Raw genomic sequence first — 23458 nt, 5'->3', positions numbered from 1 at the left:
TAAAATTATTAAACTAAGAGTTATAATTTTAGCAACTAAAAGCTGTAAATTGCACCATATAAACAGTTATTTCAAGCAAAAGTTATGCCATTAAGAGCTATGCAACAAACATTTATATTTGTGGGTAATAGTAAGTCTTAAACCAGCTCAACTTTTCTGCACTTGGCTTTATTTTTTTCAAAGCTGAAGCAAATGGATTTTTATCTTCTTGATCACTTACAGGTTTTGTGCCATAAACATAGTCAAATCCTTTCCCATAGTTGATTTTGTTTTCGCGAACTTCTCTACCAGGGAAAGGTGCTATTTCTTCAGGCTTTTTAGCCTTATTAATTTTGCTTACAAAGGTGGATTGCTCCTTAGTACGACCTATTCCTACAATAGCATTTAACACCTCACCTTTTGATAATCTATCAAGATCAATGTTTAACTCGTAAGTACCTCCTTCTTGATCATCAAAAGGTACAATTATTTTATTACTCATATTAGCCTCCGCTATTAAATATACTTTACTAAGTCTACAACCGACTTTATTACTTTATTATTAATTCAATATATACTTTCTCATTAATTATAAGCAATAGTTAATGTACTTGCAAATACTTTCTTCATTCAAGTAGTTAAACAACTCATGAAAATCTTCAAATATCTGCTTTATAACAGTCCTTGCTCTTTAAAACTAAAATATCCAACACTTGTAATGATAATGTGATCCAGTAACCTAATCCCTATAGTCTGACAAGCTTCAGCCAAGTCTTTAGTTACAGCTTGATCCTCATCAGATGGCTTTAACCTTCCTTCTGGGTGGTTATGCGATATTATTATTGACGTCGCTTTTCTTATTAATGCCTTTCTTGTTACTTCTCTTATGTAAAAAGGTACCTTATCCACTGTACCAGTAAACACTTCTTCCCCCTTTAAACGGCACTTTTGATCAAAATATATTATTTTCATCTTTTCCTCCTCTGAATAACCAATACTCACCCTTAAATATTTTACGATGGTTTCCAAGTTATCCATTACAGGTCCTTTCTTTAACTCTTCTCTTGGTACTCTCTTTGCAGCTTCCTTTAGGCATAAAATTACTGCTACTGTAGAGTCAGTTATCCCTTCTATAGTTTTCAAGTCATCTATTTCCTGGCCTAAAATTCCTCCTATTCCAAAACTATCTATTAGCTTTCTAGCAATAATTCGAGCTTCTTCCCTGTCATGCACTGCACTTAGAAACGTTTCTATTACTTCACGATCAAGTAGTGCTTTACCGTTGCTTTCTAATGCTCTGAATTCTATTTCTTCTCTACGATCTTTCTTATTATTCATAAAAATTACCCTTCACTAATAACAAAATGTTTTTATATATTTACTGCTGTTTTTTTGTCAGCATTGGCATAAGGCCATAGCTTTTGAGTGAAGTCAAATCAATTTTTCAATCTTTTTTACTTATTTTTTCATCAAAAAGTAAAGATGTTAATAGATAATGATTTTTTATTTTAAATTTGTTGAATTTCGTCCAAAGAGATGTCTACTGTTTTTAAAATAATATTGATAGAAATTCCTTCCTTAACTAAATTGTAAAAGACAAGACTTAATCTGACAGACAAGAATTAACTGACAGAAGAATTGAGGTAGTCAAAACTAATATCAGTCTCTTGTGTAATGCTACTAATATTTTTCTGAAAAGCAACATGTTTGCTATCAAGAAAAGTCTGCATAGGCGTCTTACCATAGCAATATTTACCTGAATGCGGTCTTGTTTCATTGTAAGAACGCAACCAATAATCAACATCAATCTGTAGACCTTCCAAAGAATTGTAGATTTTCTTTCTGAAGATAATATTGTAACACTCATCTTGCATAGTTCTATGAAACCTTTCACATATGCCATTAGTCTGTGGAGAATTGGCTTTGGTCCTAGAATGATCGATATTTTCGATTCCCAAATAAAGCTGATAAGCGTGATTTTCAGGCTTACCACAATACTCTGTTCCTCGGTCTGTAAGGATACGCAATAATGGCACATTTTGCTCATCAAAAAATGGTATCACTCTATCATTCAGCAAGTCAGCAGCAGTAATAGCCGTTTTGTCTGTATAAAGCTTGGCAAATGCTACTCGAGAATAAGTATCAATGAAGGTCTGCTGGTAGATTCTTCCTATACCTTTTATATTACCTACATAATAGGTATCTTGAGAACCCAAATAACCTGAATGTTCGGTGTCAATTTCACCATGTGCTTCTCTTTGTTCTTTAACTTTTTCTAAAGCTGCAAGTTGCTCTTCGGTTAATATAATTCCATCTTGAGCTACTTTTGCTTCCAGTGCTTTAAGTCTTTTCTTGAAAGTTTCAAGATCATTTCTCAGCCATATAGATCTCACTCCTCCCTGAGAAATTATTATACCTCTTTTTCTCAGTTCATTTGCAGCTCTTTCTTGCCCATATGCTGGAAATTCTGTTGCTATACCAATCGCTGCTCTTTCTATATCGTCGGAAACTCTATTCGCTAATAGAGGTTTTTTCTTACTTATCTCATGTAATGCTTCTTCTCCTCCATTTTCGTACAACTCTTTGAATCGATAAAATGTATCTCTTGAGTATCCCATCACTTTGCATGCTTGAGATACATTTCCTAGTTGTTTTGCTAGTTCTAATAACCCTAGCTTTGGTTTTAGTATTTTTGTTTGTATTGTACTCATTTCTAACACTCCTTTCTTTTATTATTTTATAACTTACTTTTTTAAAGTGTCAGATCAAGTCTTGTTTAATACAACTAAATTCTTTGTAATTTTCATCTTTTCTACTCTCTTCACTTTCTCTTTGCAAACTTGTATGCTTTCAAACAGAGATTTTATTAGTACATTACGTAGTTCTTGGCTTTTAATCTTTTTGTATTCTTCTATTAACCTTGATAGTTCCACTTCACTATTCTCATTTTCTGTTGTTTCTGGAAGTAGGTCTGTAATACTAATTAATAGTACCTTTGCTATTTCATCTAACATTTCAAGTGAAACACCAGCTCGTCCTTGTTCATATTCATATATTCTTTGATTTATTATACCCACTTTACTTGCTAAATCTTCTTGAGTGTATCCTCTTCTCAACCTCCATTCTTTTATTCTTTGACCTACTTTATACGGAATGGAAATTTTTTTCTCATCATTATCATATTCATCAATAGATAAACTGGTCGTTTGAGAGATAACATGAGCAGAAACTCCTTCCTTAACCAAACCCTTTGCTACTTCTATTTTTACCGCCTTTCCACTTTCTTCCTCACTAATACGGATGAATTTAGTTAATAAATAAAACGTTTCACGTAATTCTTGATCCTTAATCTCTCTATGTCTTCTTACTAGATTTAATACCTCTTCTCCCTCATACCTTCCCTCATTTGATACTTCTTGTACGCAAGCTAGATCTCTAGCAGTTGTTGATAATGCTTCTGCTAATTCATATAACTTCTTAATTGAAATTCTGCGTGTTCCTTTTTCGTATTGAAGTATTACCTGATATGTTGTTCCGATTTTTTTTGCTAAATCTTTTTGAGTATATCCCTTTGCTAATCTACGATTTCTTACTTCCTGTCCTATTACTTTGTAATCTAAAAAATTAGAGCATTTATTCTCTTTTTTCACATTTTATACTCCATAACCAGAAGAGCTGTTACGTATACTTAATTGGGAACCTTTTTGACAAACTGAACTCATCTCCTTTCAAACAATTTTTCTATATCAATTAGTTTCATTTCTATATAAGTTGGTCTTTCATGACCAGGATATGGAGTTTTCTCAATTTGTCTTAGTATCTCATTCATCTCTTCCAATTTCATTTTTCTTCCTGCTCCATGGCAAGCGATTGTGGCTGATATTTTATTCACCTTATCCTCTATTGGCAACGTATCTTCCATTTCCATTAACTTATCTACTATATCAACTAGCATCTCTTTTATATCTATTGTTCCCAAGATTGCAGGTATTTCTTTTATCGTTACTTTATCTTCTGATTGTATTTCAATATCAAAACCCATTTCAAAAAGCTCATCTTTATAAGTTTTAACCATCCCCATTCCAGCTTGGTTTTTAATTTCAACTGTTTCAGGAAGAAGTTTTTGTCTTTTTATGCTTGATTTTTGCTTTAAGCACTCGTATATCAACCTCTCATAGGCTGCATGTTGATCTACTATAATCAGCCTATCTCCAGCCTCAGCAATAATGTAAGTATTGTGGACCTGACAACGTGCATATCCTAGGGGATGATCCTCTACCAAATCAATTTGCTTCCTTTCTAAAACCATCGTTCCCTTTTGGGCTGGGGATTCTCCATACTTAAAAGTTTCTGGTAAGCTTTGCCTTCTTTCATCTGGTGCATTGAATTCTTTCATTAGACGATTTTCTAAAAGACTTGGTCTCTTTTCATAAAACTCTTTTTGATCTTTTTTCTCTTGACTATCAACCTGCTCTTGGCTTTTACTATCATTAAAAATTAGCTCCTCTTCAATACCTTGATCACCCGCTGCAAATCTCGTTGATAGTGTTTTTATTATCCCTCTTCTCACTATTTCATATATTAGCCTTTTATTCTGAAATCTTACTTCCGATTTATTTGGATGCACATTTACATCTACTTGGTCATATGGTACTTCTAAATGCAACACTGCAAAAGGATACCTATTGTTTGGAATAAAATCGTGATACGCATATCTAATTGCACCAACAAGTAGATTGTCTTTTATTGGCCTTCCATTAACAAACGTATAAATCTGAGTTGAGTTGCCACGATTGACATTAGGTTTACAGATGTGTCCCTTAAGTTTGATGCCTTCTTCTTCCTCTTTAACTTCCAGTGAATTGCTTTGAAATTCTTCTTCTACTTCACATAATCTGTTAAATAATGAAGTTTGCTTAACATATTTTAAGAGCTTTTTATTACCGGAAGTGAGAGTAAACCCAATACTATAATTAATCATCGCTAAGTTATTCACAATATCAACAATACTTTGTGTTTCTGCCCTTTCGGTTTTTAGAAATTTTAGTCTATTTGGAGTCGCAAAAAATAAGTCACGAACTTCAATATATGTACCTTCCAATAGAGAACAAGGGATAACTTCTCCTACTTTTTCTCCTCCTTCATACCTTATAGACCATGCTTCCTTTGCTCCACTTGCCTTAGACGATAAGTTCATTCTACTTACTGCTGCAATTGAAGGCAAAGCTTCTCCTCTAAACCCAAGGTGCTTGATTTCTATTAACTCACTATCGCTTAATTTTGAAGTAGCGTGGCGCATAAACGCAAGTTCCAAATCTTCCTTTTCTATTCCATTTCCATTATCTGTCACAGTTATAAGATTGCGCCCACCACTTTCTATTTTGATCTCTATTTTTGAACTTCCAGCATCTATTGCATTTTCTACTAATTCCTTTACTACACTTGCTGGCCTTTCGATTACTTCACCCGCTGCTATACGGTTTATTGTTTTTGTATCTAAAAGAATTATTGCCATAGAAGCTTTGATTGAAAGTAAAATATACCCTTCATGACTTACTTTGTCTAAAATTTATATCTCTTTTTTGGTGTCTCTGATTTCTGTATTTTAGTTTTCTTCCTATAGCTTGCTTTCTAATTATACATATTACCCATTGTAAGCTTATACTATGTTGTAAAGCAGTTTCATCTAATTTTTGCCATGTTTTCAACCCGAATTCTGGATTAGATTTTGGCAAATTATTGAAAATCTTGTCTTTTTTAATTAAGTCTGATCAAATTTAAAAGTGGCAGTTTATTGCGTGTTTCATGCTGCTAAACTATTAAAATTCTTAAATTTTACTGAATTATAGCCCTTCTAATAATAGTGGCAACAGAATAAAATAGAGATTTAGGGTAATAAGAAGGTAAAAGTGCCAGCAGCGTACAGTTATGACTTAAGGAAAAAAGCCATTCAGGCGTTAGATGAAGGAGAGAGTAAAACAGCAGTAGCAAAGAGGTTCAAAATCGGTAGAGTAACATTGTACAAATGGGAGAAAAGGCGGAAAGAAACAGGAATCGAAGAAACTGAGAAGTAGAGGCTATAATCATAAAATCACCGATTGGAATGCGTTTGCAGAATTTATAAAAAAACACGGCGGTAAAACACAATCAGAGGTGCTGAGGCAATATATAGTCATCAAACGATTCATACAGCTCTAAAAAAAGTGGATTTAAACGCAAAAAAAGACTTATTGATATAAAGAAAGAAATGAAGAAAAACGTGCTGAATTTTTGAAAGTCATATCGGCAGAGTCCCCTAAAAATTTGATATATTGATGAATCTGGTATAGAGAATACAGAATATACGGATATTGCAGAAAGGGAGAAAGGTTTCATACACTAAAATCAGGTAAGAAAACTCAGCATGATTGCAGCTTTAAGTAAGGGAAAAATCTTTGCACCTATGACCTTTGAAGGGTATTGTGATACAGAGGTTTTTAATGGCTGATTCGAGCAATTTTTGGTACCAATATTACAGTCTGAGCAAACAGTGATTTTGGATAATGCAACTTTTCATAAATCCAAGAAAACAAGTGAATTTGCCAAAGGTATTGGTGCAGAGATTCTGTATCTTCCTCCTTATTCTCCAGATTTTAATGAAACTGAGCATCATTGGTTTGCTATAAACCCGAGCCAGAAACTCTGTTCAAATCTTTTCGTCAAGCTGTCGATTCTGCTTTTTTATGAGATGTTCTCACTATTGGGTAAAAAGCTATAACTCCTCATTTAGCTGTGGATTAAAAATTGTGGAACTTCTCTTACTTGCTTCTCTATTTCCTCCTAATTTAGAATTTGAACTTTCCGTAATAAAAATGTAGAGAACGATAGAGAGAATAATCCCCGATTAATCTTGCAATATTCGTTAAAATTCAATAGCAAGTAGTTGCCTATCGATACGCATTCATGCCTTCACCTAAATAACCTTTTTTTCCTTTTTCAAACACTGCTTCAATTGTAGTATTAGTTAAAGCTGTCTTTACCTTTATGAGCTCCGACTTCTTTCCACTATCAAGCTTTCCTCCATTAATTCGGGTATCTAGTACGGCTATAAAATCCTCCTTTACGCTTTTTATTATACTTGCATCTTCTACGGTAAGGCTTTCTCTAAAATTTATCTTACCTAATTCTTTTAGATTCCTTGATTGAAACTTATCTATATCTCCACCTATTCCATGCCACTCGTTTGCATACTTTGGAACATTTTGTGTATGACCTAGAAAATTTACGAATTCATTATAAAGCTGTTCAGATTGTTTTACCATCTCGTGATTAATCTCACCAAGTCTGACTACATGCGCTGCATGAATTTCTCTTCCTTTGTTGCTACTCTGATCTTGAGATTTACTTGATCCACTTTTGACTACTTGATTCCTTAGTATATTTGTTTGTTCAGAAGCTCTTTGTATTATTCCACCAATACGAAAAAAGCGTGTAAAACGGTCTTCTAGGTGATCAGATACGTTACGTTCCCTATATTGATATTCTTCGTAACCAAGAAACTCTTCATTATCAAAGGATGACGATTCAAAATCATGTATTACCTTCGAACGCTTTCTTGCAGATGCACCACCAAACGCACCAAGAGATATAGGAAGCCGGTGCCAGCCTTGCTGAATGTGATACCGTATTCCTTTATCATGTTTAATACAATCAGCTACCTTATCTCTGAATCCTTCTGGTGATATTATATTTCTTAATCCAGGTATAGTTTCTGATAAAGCTTCATATAAGCAATTATTTTTTGATTCACTACTGTTTTCTGATGTGCTGCTTCCGCAAAATTCAAAATGATTATCTTTGAGCTCAAGAGGAATAATTATCCTTCCTGTTCCTTCTGATATAGATGAAAATTCTTGTCTTATACCACCATTTCCTTGAACAATAACGATTAGCCCTGGAATTACAACTCCTTGCTCTTTTAGTATCTTATATACTACTTGAGTACACGCGTTAACACATGTCATATCCATTGGAATGTTTTCTCGGACTATATCTGCAAGTAAGTCAGGATTTCTAGTTTTAATCATCAGCTTTCGCAAATCTTCATGATATTTTTCTGTAATGTGGTCTTCTGCTTTAGAAGTATTGTCACATTGTTGTTCACTCTGTAGCTTTTCCTTATACTCCTGCTTCAGCTCTCCAAAGTGCTCAAAATACCCACTTTCTTTGTAAGATTTGTATGCTTTTTGCACTTTCTTTCCAACATATCTAATCATCTGATTAGAGCCCTCTTTAAGGATAGGACTTACAATATGCTGTGATATCACTCGTCCAGCTTTTTCGCAAAGCAGTGATTTCCACTGATCAATTAATTCTTTTTTAAAGCTCTCATAGCTTTTTTTTGCTTCTTGTTTTTGATCTAGTCCAGCATTTTTTTTCAATTCATTACTATTCGATTTATTTTTTATTTTTTTATCTAAATCATCTAAAAGTTTACCAGTAATCATTGTTATATCAGCAATATGAGCAACACGTTCTTGCCAAACTACCACTTTGCTGATAGTATGAATAGGAAATACTAACTTATTGCTTGTTGTACTCCTTTTTTCAACAGCTTTTGCAATTCCTTGAGTTACGCTACCAACTATCTTATTAGCTATAGGCAAGAGCTTTTCCACGCAATTTTGTTCAGTGAAAGCACTCTGGGTTAAATCATTCACCATTTTTTTTGCTTTTTCCTCCCCTAATATCTCATATACTTCCTTCAGGCTTGCAGAAATGTTATGCTTCTCTACCTCTTGTTCAATATTTGACAAAATACTAGAGGCTATACCTTCACACAATCCCTGAAGGTAGTTCTCAACGAGCGTGTCAACTCCTGCATTGGCTAAGCCAAGCGCTATCCCCTCCATGGCTTTAAGAGTAATACGCTTTGTAACTTCTTTTCCTACTACTTTCCAACCTGCAGTTTTAATTAATTTAGTGCCAGACATCTCTGCAACCTTTTTTCCACCAGCTTCAAAGCTAGGCCCAGCTAGCTTATGGCCAAAACGTGAGACCTTAGCACCTCTTGAAAGGTAGGCTCCTATACCAACAGTAACAGCTGTCATCATTAAACTTTCAAGCTTATGTTGTCTATAATCTTCCCAACTAAAATAACCTGACTTTAAAGCACCAGCAGCAAAGAAGATATCATTTACACCCTCGCTAACAAATGCAGCACCAACATGAGTCATAACACCTACTGAATATAACTCTATAGCAGTACCTACAGCTATTTGACTTATTCCCATAGCAGTTACTACTGCAGTGTTAATAAGCATTTCTCGTGTCCATTTCTTTTCTTCTAACTGTAAAAGTTGATCTAACCCATTTAGAAAAAAGACATGCACTTCTTCTATATTTGCAAATTCACCTTGACCACAAAGCTCAGTGAAAGGTTTTAGTTTACTGTCAGGCACTTTTAGAGCTTTCAATGAACTTCTTGATCTTTTCAAAGTGCTGACAATATTTTTAATTGTATCTTCTTTTGCCAACTGTAATCGGTTATCTAAAACTTTTTCCACTGTTTTATCAATACTTTGCGACTTGGTCAGCGCGTTCTTGTGGCTTCCTTCGGGAGAAAAGTTCAAAGGTATCTGTCTTTTATCAGGACTATTAATATAATAAAGATCTTGTACTAAAGATTTGCCGGCATTTTTAATACTTTCCTTGCCAATACCCTCATCTTGTATAGATTGTATTGGGTTGTACTTGACAATCCACTTTTTCTTAATTAAACAATTAAAAAGCTCTTCTGTACACTCTGTTGAAATAAGCTTACCTTGAGAAAGTATAAGTTTAAAATCATCTCTAGTCATTGTTCGACTATAAATGTTCTGCAACTTTTCTTCTAAATCTTCATTCTTAGTCGTCACAGTAGTAGGTCTGATAATTTTTTGTTCCAATAACTCCAAAACTAAACTTTGATGTGGTTTAGTCGTTAATTGCAGACGGACAGGAAAGTTTTTTTCTTCTAGCTGTCCTGCAATTTTTTGAAGAGCTATTCTATAGGTAAAACATGCAGATAATAGTCCTTTTACAGTATTTTCGTAAACTGGACAAGAAGGAAGCTGAACTTGTTCAATTTCATTAAACTTAATTTTTAGTCCATAAGCGTTATTTTCTGAGTCATCCTTTTTCTCAAGAACTTTTTGCTTAACAAGCTCTGCTAAAACTTTTTCAGCTTCACTTTTAGTGGTACTTACTTTAGAAAAATCCTCCAGAGTGATAGAATCATAACAAGGAAAAGTCATAGATTCAATTCTACTTGGGTCTATACGCACTTTCCTGTTAGATAAAAGTACTCCTCTCTCTTTCAACATCTTATATTTGTCTTCGCCTACAATCTTTATAAAGTCATCTTTTTTAAAAATATTACCGTTATTTTTTTGTTGTGTAATCTGTTCTACGTTTAAAAAAATTTCCCCATTACCAGACTTCAAAGCTTGCTTTTCCAGTGTTCCTTTCTTTACTTTTTCATCAAGAGAATCTGACAGTGATGGATCAATTTCTCTCAATCTTTCATTGTCAACTACAACATACTTAACTTCTTCACTTAAGTCTTTTTTTTGAATGAGCAATTTCCAAAATGCTTCTCTGCTAGGTAATGGTATTGCTTTTTTTAACGCTTTTTGAAATTCTTTTTCATTAATTTCTTTTCCTTTATACTTAGAAAGAAAATCTTTTAATGCTTCAACCGATACTCCATAACCAGAGCTGATTATTTTTAGCTCTTCTTCGGAAATGTTCTTTTTTACTCTCGGCTTTTTTAAAATACCTTTTTTAAGCAAATCCTCATACAGAACTTTAGCTAATTCTTCTTTAATATCATGATTAACAAAAGATTGTGGAGTAATAGTGTTACCCAAAGTATCATCTACAGATCGTGAAAACATATAATAAAGGTTAGCCAAGCTCTTTTGCTGTTCTTCATAGGCGTCGATTTGAATGATACTTTCATTATTATTCTTCTTAATCTTACCAATAATACCTGCTGCATTGATAGCAAATTTACTATGCTCATCTAAAAGCCTTGCAGCTTCTCGCAATTCTTGCTTAAATTCTTTCAAAACTTTCTCATCTTCTTCTTTTAAAGGCTTTTGTTCTAAATCAACCCTCTTTACTAATGCAAATGCCTTGTAATAACGTGCTGCTTCAGAAAAATATGGCTCTTTTTTAATCACCTCATCAAACAGCTCAATGGCATTTTTATGAGCATTTTTATGTTCCTCATTTTGAGAGAGATACTTTCCAAGTTTAATCATTTGAATTGGATTTTCTTTAACCCAGGCTAACCAGTTTGTGCTATCATATTCAATAATTAGAGTTGAAGGTCCTTCATACGAAGGTATCCACTTTTCGCTATACCCAGTGTCTAAATTCTTTAATCGTGAGATAAATTCGTCCAGTAAGTTGTAAAGATTTCTTTTATCCTGTTCACCTGTCAAATTTCTTACATATTTACTGTGTTCATCTAACCAGAAAGCCCATTTGTCCAAGCAACTTTGCAATAAAATTTCTTTAACTTCAGTAGGTACTTTTTTATCATCAAGGTCTTTCTTCAATTGTTCGTACTGCTCTTTGAATGCTTTAAAACAGCTTTCTTCCATAGTAATCTGAGTATCATAGTAAGCTTTAATGTCAGATATACGATGTAATTCTTCCACATCACGCTCTTTTTTTAAATCAAGTATTTTTGAGTTACTATATTCTTGTCCTTTTAAATCCATAATGATTAATTGACCAGAACCCTGGTCTCCACTTCTTGCTGCTCGCCCAAATGCTTGCTGTTCAACTCGAATATTGCTAGGTAGGTAAGTTAAACAAACATGCAACCCTTTTGCTTCCCTCAATTTTTCTGTAATTTTTATGTCAGTTCCACGACCAGCAAGATTTGTTGCAATAATAATCTGTCCTTGCCCCAACTCTTTGTTACCTTGAACAATTTCAAACCCTTTATCAAACTCTTCGTAATCTCGTGTATATGTATGAACATGTTTTGCATCCTTTCCTCCAAAAGCTTTGTATAAAGTCTCTACATCATTTACTGTTTCACAGATGATTAGAACAGATCGTTTTTCTTCATCAGTGAGCTTTTTTGCTTCGTTATATATGCACTTTATCCATTCATCTTTGCCAGTACAAAGAATAGGTTTTTCCTCATGAAATTGCTTAGACTTGGCTGTAGGGATAGTCACAAAGTCTACCTCATGTATCTCCTGCAATAAATCTCTTTCTCTCTGTGACCCTAAGGTGCCTGTTAGCCCATATAAGTTGCTATATAATTTAAAAAAAGAAACGTTAGAGATAAAAACAGCTTTTAAGCTTTGTAAAGATAATTTACACCCATGTTTGAGTTGCAAAAATTGGTGTAGTGCTTCATCCCACTGAGAATTTGCTTGATCTGTTCCTGTATCTCTATCAAGAATTGTAATATTAGGGTTGCGATCTGTACTACTTCCGGTTTTATCTACATCCACTACATAATCCTCTCCTGCTTTCATGAAGAACGCGGTTATAGCGCTATTAATCCAAGATTCTAAGTGCTGTTCAATAAACGGTCTGAGATTATTGGGAACATGTATACATTTTTCTCTTTCAATGCACTCTTTTAAAAGGTAATGAAGACGCTCTTTGTAACAATTAAATTCAGGTGAAAGTACTTTATTAAGTTCATTGTTATTAATGTTTCCTTTTAACAATTTGCCCTGATCATCCAATATCTCAGCTTTGATTAAACGTTCCCACATAATATTTTTTTGCTGCTTGCTTAATTCAGACCCAAGCTTTTCAATATCTTCTTTTTTCACCAATCCATACAAGTCACTTATCACTGCTTCTTTGATTGCTTTAGCATCAAAAGCATAGCAAAGTTCTTTATCATCTCTAGCTGGTCTATTAATCCACTGCCAAATGTAAATGTAAACAGATTCCAGCTTATCTAGGCCTGCCAGATCATGAGATAAGTACAACATATTGTTACCTTTATCGAGCAACATACTATCTACTTCATCAACAATTACATTGTTAAAATTACGATCTCCTAAAATATTTTTCCCGTAAAATTTATCTAATAAATAATCGCGCTGGAAATTAGATAAATCACCATATACCACTTGATTACCTGAATATGCTTCCTTTCTTTTTTCAATATCTTCACTACAGTTATGTGATACATTAATACCAAACAAATTATAGATATCTCTATTATCCTCAGCATCACGTTTTGCCAATACAGAAGAACTAGTTATAACATCTACTTTCTCTCCACAAAGTGCTTTCATAATTGATGCTGCTACTACAATTAGTGATTTTCCCTCTCCAGTAGACACTTGTGCTAGGGTGCTGCGATCATTTGTCAATAACGCCAATACAGTTAATTTTTGAGTATCACGAAGCTTAAATACTCTTTTTAGTTCTAATTCTTTTTTTAACTCTATTGCTCTATATATTACAGCAAGCATTTCCTCTTTTACATCTTGCTTTCCTTTATCCATATTGCTCTGAAATTCTTTTACCCAATTTTTAATATCATCTTCCGTAAAACTACCTATAGGTTTTCCAGAAGTTACATACTTATCAATACTTTCAATATGATTCTTAATTTTTGGCAATTTGTTTAAAATTTCTTTCGAAGTATTAGCATTACCTTTAATTAGTTCAACTAACTGCGATATCTTCCGTTCTTCTTTATTAGCAGTAAACCTCTGCTGCATTTTCTGTGCCCACTTATCAATTATACAACTGTTAAGGGTATTTAACTCTTCTGTACTTAAGTTCCATTTTTCATTATGAAAATTAGATAAAATGTTAGTAAGCTTATCAGATGACAATTCTTGTTTTTTCTTTTCTAGAGCCTCTATAAATTTCTCCGCTAAAGGAGCGCCAAAAATATTCTCTATAGATAAAAGATAGTAAGAAGCTGTTGGTAAGTCATCCTTTTGCCAATCTACTAATTTTGATAGCTTGCATGTCCAGTATTTTTCTTTTAGTGCATAAGGCCACTCAGATAACTCTAGTCCTTCTAAACTAACTGCCTCATTTGGAATATTACTTAATAAACGTAGAGTATCTTCAATACATTGAGTAGAAATAGGATTGCTTGATTTATTTTGATCTAACTTTACTTTAAATAACAGTAAAACGTCCTTATTTTCTATTTTCGATAAGTACTTTCTCCATTCAGGTTTCTCTATTAATGTTTTTTTGAAATAATCTTCGAGTTGCAATAATATCAATTCATCTATCCAATTCTTTTGAGGATAAGCTGCAACTATCCAGCAAAAGATATTCATCTCTTTTCTATCTTCGATAATAAAGGTTAGAATTGAGTTCACTAAACAACATAATTCTTGAGAGGATACATATCTTCCTTCGCTAGAAAAGCTTTTCAACATGTTATGCAAAATTCCTTGCTGCCCAATATATTGAGATGTAATTTTGTTCAATCGCTCTTTTAACTGTTGTTTTTTCCCTTCAGGAAAGTATTCTATAATTTTTTCTATATCTTCCTCTTCATTAAAATATTGTTCATCTTCTGAAGGACTGTTATTGGATAGAAAAGCTTGATTATTTAAGTAATCATCGAACTCCTGTTTTTGTTTAAATGGCCTAATTTTTGCAAAAATCTGTGCATAAAGACTATCTTTCTTTTTGCGCTCTTCTTCTAGCTTTAAGTAGCTTTTATCAATATTTAATTGTATAAATTTATTGTCTCTACATAATATGTGAATAATTTTCTTAGATGAAGGGTTGTGATCACCTCGCAGGAACAATCTATTATCTTGATCTTCAACATATAATCTGATGTTAATACCAAAAACGTAGGCTAATAATTCTCTGTAACTTCCCGATAATGGGCCTTTTTCTTGAATATAATCATTATACTCTTTTAGAATAGCTTGATCTTTACAACACTTATCCCAATCATACTCTAGCTCAAGCTGATTATTAAAACGATCATAAAGAACTTTTAGAAAATTATCTTCTTGTATTTTTTCCTCTAGCTTACTTATTAAAGATTTGTCTTTAACACTTTTAATCCATAAATCAAATATTTCTGCATGTCTTGGCTGAGATAACTCACTTTTAAACGCTTCAAAGAATATATTCAAATTGCGTTCTTGTTTTTCTAGAAATTCTTTATATTCGTTATAATATTTTTTAACATCTGTATGTTCCTCTTCTAATTTTCCTACTTCTAAAACAAACGCTCTAATTGAGTATTTTAAAGCTTTATTCTCTGTATTCTGTAATTCTTCTTTACTGAATTTAGAAATTTTTTCATGTTGTTCTGTACTATTTTCATAAAGATATTGATTCAGAGTTCCTAAAATATGGTGAGAAATATTGTTATCATTTTCTTTTGCTTCAATGAGATATCTTGCTGCATTTTCAGGTGTTAATTCTACATTATTTGTAACCTCCTGATAAGGTGGTAATTGCTTTACAACTTCTTGCAATGTAGCAAGTCTATACTTATCAATCAAAAGCTTCTCTATGTCTTGTAGCTCTGTATTATTTTGTAAGCTACTCGTTTCAGGAGGGCTACCTTTTAAGGTTTCAAAAACTAAAAATAACTGACTAAGCTGAGATAAATTAAGTTCTGCCTTTTTTAACTGAAACCAATTGTCTAGCAGCAATGGTTCTTTTTTTAGCTTATCAATAAAACTTTTAACATCAATAGTCTCTCTGTAAGTGATACTAGATGTTGTAATAAAGACATTATTATGATGCTTACTTCTGTTATGGTAAGGAGAATGACGCTTAATTCCTAATTCTGTAGTTTGCTTTTCCTGCTGTTCTTGATTTTCAGTGATTGCTTGTAAGGCTTGTTGTTTAGTATTTTCTAAATCAGATCGTAAGTCCTGCAATGTATTTTTTTCCATAGAACTCAAATGATGAAAATAACTAGCTAAAATGCTACTTTGTGAAATATTTTTTTTCCTTACAGCTTGTGCGTGATGTTGTTGCTCACTATTCTGTCTAGTATTCTTCCTTTCCTCATATTTTTTTTGTTTTTTGTGCTCAATATTAGTAGCTATAATTTTAGCATATTTTTTATTATATGGACACCATACTCGATCACTTGAATTATTATCATAATATTCTAGTGTACACTTACTGCTTTGATCTGTACCGAAAAATCTAGGCCATTTTTCTGTGAAGAATTGTGAAACCCAATAATCCATATAACCCATATCCCAACCATTTTTCCCATGGATACCATGTAGACCTCCCTGTCCTTTTTCTCCTTCTTTTCCTTGGTTGGTATTTTTCATAATACCACACTCCTGGCTGCTATTTTCTAGATTTCTTACTATTATCTCTCCAGCATATCCCCCTTGACCACCTAACCCATATTCTCCACCATGCCATCCAGGTTGTCCTAATGACCCTTTATAGAGAAAAAAAGCCTGACGACGTGTCAGCCCGCCTCCACGCTCAAAAGAAAAAGTGACCTCATTTCCTTGACTTGTAACTGTTTTTATAAAAATATTCTCCTCAAAACTCTTGAGTGATGGAGTCGTATCACCAGCTAATGCAATCTGACATGCTGTTTCATTATAAGAGCGTATATCTTCAATATCTTTAATAATTTTTTCAATTGTTGCATTATTAGCCCCTGTATACCACACAGTTTCTACTGTTGATGAATCATTTTTAATATTCTCAACAATCTTTTTTATTGTATATTCTCTCTGTATACTCCCTGAACTAAAATCAGCAACAGGAGGAAACTTTTTATCAAATTCTGCCTTCGTAATACCTACTCCATCCTTACCATCTCTTCCATTACCACCATTCTGGCCTTTACTACCCTTGCCACCATGTGAAATAATGGTAAAGTTTTCTTGGCCTTCTATCTTTTCCGTTAAAATTAAAACATTGCCACCACTTTCCCCAGGATAACCATCTGCTCCTTGTTTGCCATGACCATCTTTTCCAGTACCTGCATTATTGGAATAGGTATGATCGTTATCTTTTCCAGATACATCCCAGGTTACTTGATCATAAACCTTTATTGCTTTGGTTAAAATAACTACATTCCTTCCCTGCCAAACTTTACTCTTAAGGTTTGTATCAATATGTATAATACCAGCGCCGACAAAACGTACTTCCTCTATATTTGGATTTTCTAAAAGTGCATTTTCTAATTGCCGTAAAGTTTCACTGACAACAATGTTCTTCCCTTTTACTTCAACAACCAATCGATTATCTATTCTTCTCTTTTGTATTTCTACTGGTTTTATATAAGCACCTATAATTTCCTTAAACTTGTCTATTAAAAAAAGATCTTCTTCCTCCAAGCCCTCTGTTGCTTCTTGCAAAACTGTAAGATTTTCACCATAAGTATCTACTTCAAGCTTCATAATATTATTGATCAATTCATCAAACGATAAATCACCACGACAAAAGTCTCCTAATTCCAGTTCAGCAATAATTGATTGAAGATTTTTAGAGGAACTTAAAAAGTCAACAAAAGTTTCTAGAAAAACTAATTCTTTTTCAGCAGAATCACTATAGGCAACTATTTGTTCCAAGCACTCTTTTTTAAACCGACTTATGAAAATTTTTTCATCCTCTTTCCTAACCAATTCATAGTGCTTCATTAAAAGGATGTAACACTCAAGTTGGTTTAAAGGATTAGGAATCTGGCTTAAATCCTTTATATCATCTAGTGAATTAAAAATTTCTTGAATAACAGCACGGCTTTTACTTTCAGTCAGTTCTTTTAGTAAATTTGTTGTTTCTTGTAGCCAAAGCCTTGCGCAATATTTTATATATTTTCTCTCAATATAAGCATTGTCAATAGTGCTAAGCGACCTATGAAGCCTTTCTTCTATATAATCTTTAACTTGCACTAAATTACTTTTATACTCTTTAACTTCTTTGCTAATAATATCTTTTATCTCCTGTTTCTTATCACTATGTTCCTTCGTTGCATTTACAGTTTTTTTGAGATTGTCACTAGTTCTCTTATATCGTATACTCAGTGCAGGTTGGCCAGCCAATTGATACACTTGACCTAAATAGTCAGACTGCTCTGCAGTAATGAAAGTATTTTTATACTCAGGTACAGTAATTGCATCTTCTAGCATATTAATGACTCTTAACAGCTGAATATTTTGAATCTGCTGTCTATTCTCAGCAGAGCATTGTTGCAAAGGAACCTGATTTATACTACCTAAAACAATACATAATTTTGTGTACTTTTTGAATTTATTAAAAGTGCTATATTTTGTCAGCAGATCTTCTTGCTGCTCATGTATTTTCTTTACTTCTGTCAAAAACTTTTCAGCATCATTCTTTAATTCTTTTGTCCCGTCTGAATAGCCTTCTCCAGAAACTTCAGCAAGCTTCTCTAAACATTTTTCTAGATATTGTTTTACGCTTTCTAAATCAACCTTATGCTTATTAAACAGCTCATCATTACAGTAGCATGCAAGGTTATAATAGTGATAGGCTAAGCGTTCACAATACTGTGAATACGACCAAGAATTAGTATTTTCTCTTATGTCTTTTCTTAGCTCCCTATAACGTTTATTTAATTCTTCCGCTGTACTTGCTAGCCAAGACTCACTCCCCGTCCAAACTCCCCAAGAATTTAAACATTCAATAGCTTGCTCAATATTCAAAAAAGAGCTTACATTTCTTCCACTGTCACTAATCTGTTGATTTTGAACATTAAACATATATAATTCCTACCTATTTTGTTGTCTATTTACTGCTGGTTCCACAGATGGCTGATCTATATTAGTGCTACATTCTTTTTGAAAAAAAGATTCAAGAAAATCGATCGTTATCTTATGGTTGCTTTCTGATTTTTTAATTCTCTCTTCATTATTTGAGCCTTTTTCTTCTATCTTCAATTTTCTGGTTGTATTTAAGCTTTGATAATCTACAGGAGCTTCTTTTTCCTTCATAAATCCAGCATTTATCAAATGTTCTTTGCAGAGTATCAATTCATAACTACCCTTATTATCTTTACGTGCAGTTCTACCTTTAATCTGTGTTTCTTCTTTTATATCAAGTGAAAAGAATGTCTGTATAACATGCACCCCGCCGCTATTTTCTACAGCAACACTAGACTTAAAATCAACACCACGACCCATACCTCTTGTTGCTAGCGTTATTGTTTTTGCAATACCTGCTTCATCAATATACTTCTCTTTGGCATGCTCTTCAGTATTTTCTGTTAATGTATGCAATCGATCAAATTTACCGGAGAATTTTTCTTTGAATTTGTTTATTTCTATATCTGTATTAAAAAATATTAACACTGATTGTCCTGAACCAACCTTAGAGTTTGCATGATTAAAAATTTTACTGAGCCATTCTTCTTCTGAATTCTGAGATGTAAAATTTTCACTTGAATTAAATTTTAAATGAGAATCACCAAAAAAAGATGGCATGATGGAATTTTCTCTGATGTTATAAGATTCTCTTACCACTTTTTTCTCATGATCATTAAGCGTAGCTAAGGTACCACTCACTCCTAAGATAAGAGGATATTTCTCAGGCAATTTTGCATAAGATACTACGCCACAACCTATATTCAAATACCCATAATTTTTACAATCAAAGTCTTTTTTCTTCAATCTAAAATAATTAAATATGTTATAGTAACCACAGTAAGTGTGAGTAGAATAAATCCCATCGGATTTTCTATAACTTATGATTCCTTTATCGTTAATTTTATAGTTGTTAATGTACCAATCTTGATCACTTCCTTTTGTAACACGTATTGCAGCATCAATCATTTCCTCTAGATGTTCTTGATAGAGAGACCGATTAGTATATTCTTTTTTAATAACCACATTATCTTTTTCTTTCAAAAGATAGTATTTTCCAGGTTTAAATAAAAATTTATTAAATTCTTTAAAATCTTGATTTCTTTCTCCTATCTTTTTCTTAATGAATTCTTCTACCTCTTTCAAAATAGTACTTTTTTCATAATTTTTGCTGGCCATTTCCCATATTTTTTCCTGAATACTATCTAATGCTGGAATTCTTATAGTATTACATGCACCATAAGTATTCCCATAGAATTGATCAGAAAAGAAAACATCCACTTCATCTATTAAAAGAGTAGTATTACTGATATCCTCTTGCTTTATCTGTCCAGATTGCTCTACGCTGTGATTTAAGATTCGATCTTTAACTAACTCCCTTAAACCTTGCTTCTTACCATTTATTTCAGGTTTCAGCACTTCATTTGCCATCTCCTCAAATGTACCATAAGTTATCTTGTCACCAATACCAAACTCCTTAAAAAAGCCGTTAAAATCTTGTTGATCTCGAGCTGCTAAGTATTCACTATAACAAACAGTTCTGACCTTATGACCTGTCAATACTAATAGTGAAGAGAGTAAACCTAGTACAAGCGATTTGCCTTGTCCTGTTAAGACTTGCGCAAGATGCTTATCAATACCTTTAGAGTCTTTATCAACACTTAACAATCGCAAAATGCATAATATTTGAATGCAATGAGGCTTTAAGCTCTTTCCTGTACTTGTAATATCTTTTGATTCCTGTATGGACCACACAGCAGCTAATCCAGCAAGAAGATCAGGTAAAGTTTCTCTCTTGAATTTTGTGTTCCATTCATTAGTTTTAATTTGTTTTGATTGCTTCCGTACCTTTTCAGTAATAAATTTAATTTTATCTTGGTAATTTTTGTCAGAAGCCTCTTGTATATAGGAGTTAAATTCTTTTAAGTATCTATTATAGCAATCTCTTAGTGCTTCTACTGTGCTATTATTGTTTTCTTTTCTATATAGCTCTAAAGCTTTATCTATATCAATCTCATCTTGTTTTCTTAAATACCAAAAAGATTCCCCTATGATACCAATTCGTTTTTTAAAATCCTTATAAGAGCTGCTATTATCTACTACAGAAATAAACGGCTCTGTACTCTCTTTTTTAAATGTAGCAAAAGATACGTAATTAGGTTGTTCCTTGAGATAAAGAAAAGATTTCTTAACTGCTGATAGTAACTCACTTGCCGCACTTAAATTATCGTCATCAGACCATTTCTTTTGCCTCAGTAAATTACTTACTCTATTTAATAGATCTTGAGTGATTTCAATTAAGTAGTGATTAGGAATATTATTCTTGTATTTTTTGATGAAATTTTCAGAATCTAAAACCTTATATGAATTTTTATCTTTATTGGCTACTTCTACTTCAGTTAAGTCATTAGCTTCTTTAATAAACCAATTGAATTCTATACTATTTAAATCCTCTAAAAATTCATTAAACGATCTAAAGTACTTAATGAACCCTTGTGATTTTGCTTTTTTATCAAGTGCAGTACTTGCAATATCAAGTAGTGTGTTACGTATTGCTTCCATGTTTTGCTTGAACTCCCCATAAGGAAACTTATCAGGAATTTTTTCTAAAATAAATTTTCTATTCTTCCAATACTCGTTATATACATCTACCAAGTCTCTAAAATCACTAGATTGTTCATCTAAAAACGCCTTCTTAATAGATTTTATTTGTTTTGTTAAAATATCTCGATCAATTTCTGAAACTTCTTTTGAGAGATAAGGACTTGTTTGTGCTATAAACCTTATAACATTATGTGTTGCTATTCGAAATGACTCATCATGATCACTTTCTGTGTTTTTAATAAAATCAGTATAGCCTTGTATGAGAGGTTCAAATAACTTTAATTCTTCTTTGGAAAGTGGATTGGCAATAGCATTGTTAAGAATATAAATCCATACTAAGCGCTCTTCAGGTATAGCTGACAACTCGTCACTGCTAACAAACAAGCTCTTGATAAATTGCCATAATGTTTTATCATTCTCAAATTTCCTTTCGTTAGAATAATAACCTGGCTCAAAATGTTTCATTAGTGTAAAGATAAAGCGATATTGCTGCTCAAGAGAGTGGTTTAAAGAGGAAGTTGATGGCCAATTTATAGTTTTTATCAAGCACCATTTTCCTTGTTCATTTTTTTTAAGCAAATCATTAACAGGAATGTCTATTTTACTACTAATCTCTAAAATTAACTCCTGAAAGCTCTTACAAAGATAAAAATAAATAGGATGAGTTAAAGGCGCAAAATCCTTCAACGAATTGTACTTCATTATTTCATTTACCTTTCTAAAAAAAGAATCCTGCAAATTATCTAAAAATTCTGAGAAAAGTTGCTCATCCATTGCATTAGCAAGGTCAGAAAATAAATTTATGTCTTTGTTACTTACATGAAGTGCTTGTTGTTCAAGCAGTGCATCTATATTAGAAATCATTAAATAGGCTAGTGAGGAACTGTAGGAAGAACATTTATCACGTAAGGACTTTCTATGACACTCTATTAACTCGTTACGAATTCTTTGTAATTCTCCTAATAAATTCTTTATGCTGGGCTGAGCAGAATCATCGAGTCTAGGAAAATTCTTGTTTCTCTCACGCAAAGCTTTTTCTATATTTAACAAGCCTTGAATAACATCTTTAAGTTCAGTTGAGATGTAGTTATTGTTAGCTATATCAGTCAATATTGAAGTATCTAAATCTTTTAGTTTCTTATATTTTTCTAGTGTGATGGAAAGCTGTAAAAGATCCTCTGCATACTCAAGATTATCTGCAGTCTTATCACTTCTACCATGCAAAAGTTGTTTAAACTGCCCATAAGCAGTATTTCTTTTATCTAACAATTCATCTTTTAAAATCTCGGTTATTACAAGCTTTTCAGAAAGTTTTCTCTTAACATCTATGAAAGATTTAGTAAAATCTAACCTTTCTTGATTGTGAACTCTTATCCTCGCAACAAAATTATCTTGGTTAGAAGTAAATAAGCTTCCTGAACCATGTATTTTGATATCTATACTACCGTAAGAAAGTTTACCTGAGCATACTAATTTACCATCTTCTAACTTTTCCTTTATGTATTGTTTTTTATCTTGGTTAAATATTTTTCTTATTCCTTCTTTGCTTTGATCAAGATTGCTTTGATGAATATTATCAACTTCTTTATGCTGACTACCTTTCCAGGTATGCTGCTTAAAATGTGATACAGTAGGAATAGACTCCAGGTCAGAATCACTTTCACAAGATATAGAAGATCTCTCAACCTTATCACTAGCATCACAGTACTCCTCATCAGAGGAATGAGTTGAAGAAGGTAGCAAATTCTGACTTACCTGCTGACTATTAGAATTTCCTACGTGCATAATACTCCCTATAAAGAATTATCAATATTCTTAATTTAAGATGTTTTATTCTTTGAAAAGAGGCAAGAAAAAATTTTATATGTCGATAAATAAGGTTCTTAAAACACGGTGTTTTTTTTCAAAATTTGTTGATTGAGTTATGGTGGTTGAAATAGCAAACCAATTAAGTTGCCTCGTCCAGCGCTCTCTTTTAGTTAATTACTGTTTTTTCCTTATAAAAATTTAGCTTACCTTTTACATCTAAATAGCTAACAAAATTCGGCCTTTTATAGATG

Annotated in this window: 6 protein-coding genes and 2 pseudogenes; 1 reads left to right on the top strand and 7 read right to left on the bottom strand. The window is 32.8% G+C overall.

Annotation, left to right across the window (positions count from 1 at the left end):
* Positions 1-142 precede the first annotated feature (142 nt).
* From NL281_RS05010 to mutL, 5 genes and pseudogenes are all read right to left on the bottom strand, one after another.
* A pseudogene (locus NL281_RS05010) lies at positions 143-481 on the bottom strand (hypothetical protein); the annotation flags it as partial.
* Positions 482-651: 170 nt separating this feature from the next.
* On the bottom strand, positions 652-1317 hold the full coding sequence (locus NL281_RS05005) for a JAB domain-containing protein (protein WP_253303044.1): 666 nt from the start codon (positions 1315-1317) through the stop codon (positions 652-654).
* Positions 1318-1601: 284 nt separating this feature from the next.
* Complete coding sequence (locus NL281_RS05000; RefSeq protein ID WP_253303703.1) at positions 1602-2690, bottom strand: IS481 family transposase; 1089 nt, start codon at positions 2688-2690, stop codon at positions 1602-1604.
* 54 nt (positions 2691-2744) lie between these two features.
* On the bottom strand, positions 2745-3629 hold the full coding sequence (wmk, locus tag NL281_RS04995) for a WO male-killing family protein Wmk (RefSeq protein ID WP_253303043.1): 885 nt from the start codon (positions 3627-3629) through the stop codon (positions 2745-2747).
* Between the two features lie 68 nt (positions 3630-3697).
* Complete coding sequence (gene mutL, locus NL281_RS04990; RefSeq protein WP_253303042.1) at positions 3698-5494, bottom strand: DNA mismatch repair endonuclease MutL; 1797 nt, start codon at positions 5492-5494, stop codon at positions 3698-3700.
* Between the two features lie 394 nt (positions 5495-5888).
* Here mutL and NL281_RS04985 point away from each other — a divergent pair.
* Positions 5889-6705, top strand: a pseudogene (locus NL281_RS04985) (IS630 family transposase).
* Between the two features lie 200 nt (positions 6706-6905).
* Here NL281_RS04985 and NL281_RS04980 read toward each other — a convergent pair.
* The gene (locus NL281_RS04980) at positions 6906-18695 is read right to left on the bottom strand and encodes a DEAD/DEAH box helicase (protein WP_253303041.1); all 11790 of its coding nucleotides are present in this window, start codon (positions 18693-18695) and stop codon (positions 6906-6908) included.
* A gap of 9 nt (positions 18696-18704) precedes the next feature.
* Complete coding sequence (locus NL281_RS04975) at positions 18705-23183, bottom strand: helicase-related protein (RefSeq protein ID WP_253303040.1); 4479 nt, start codon at positions 23181-23183, stop codon at positions 18705-18707.
* Positions 23184-23458 lie beyond the last annotated feature (275 nt).

Source organism: Wolbachia endosymbiont of Phyllotreta cruciferae, from assembly GCF_918697765.1.
In the GTDB taxonomy this organism is placed as follows: domain Bacteria; phylum Pseudomonadota; class Alphaproteobacteria; order Rickettsiales; family Anaplasmataceae; genus Wolbachia; species Wolbachia pipientis.
Note: the sequence above shows the minus strand (reverse complement) of the source record. Positions and strands in the feature narration are given on the sequence as shown.

Excerpts from the sequence above, each read along its gene's own strand:
- NL281_RS05005 (WP_253303044.1), bottom strand. The coding sequence starts at position 1,317 with ATGAATAATAAGAAAGATCGTAGAGAAGAAATAGAATTCAGAGCATTA.
- NL281_RS05000 (WP_253303703.1), bottom strand. The coding sequence starts at position 2,690 with ATGAGTACAATACAAACAAAAATACTAAAACCAAAGCTAGGGTTATTA.
- mutL (WP_253303042.1), bottom strand. The coding sequence starts at position 5,494 with ATGGCAATAATTCTTTTAGATACAAAAACAATAAACCGTATAGCAGCG.
- NL281_RS04980 (WP_253303041.1), bottom strand. The coding sequence starts at position 18,695 with ATGTTTAATGTTCAAAATCAACAGATTAGTGACAGTGGAAGAAATGTA.
- NL281_RS04975 (WP_253303040.1), bottom strand. The coding sequence starts at position 23,183 with ATGCACGTAGGAAATTCTAATAGTCAGCAGGTAAGTCAGAATTTGCTA.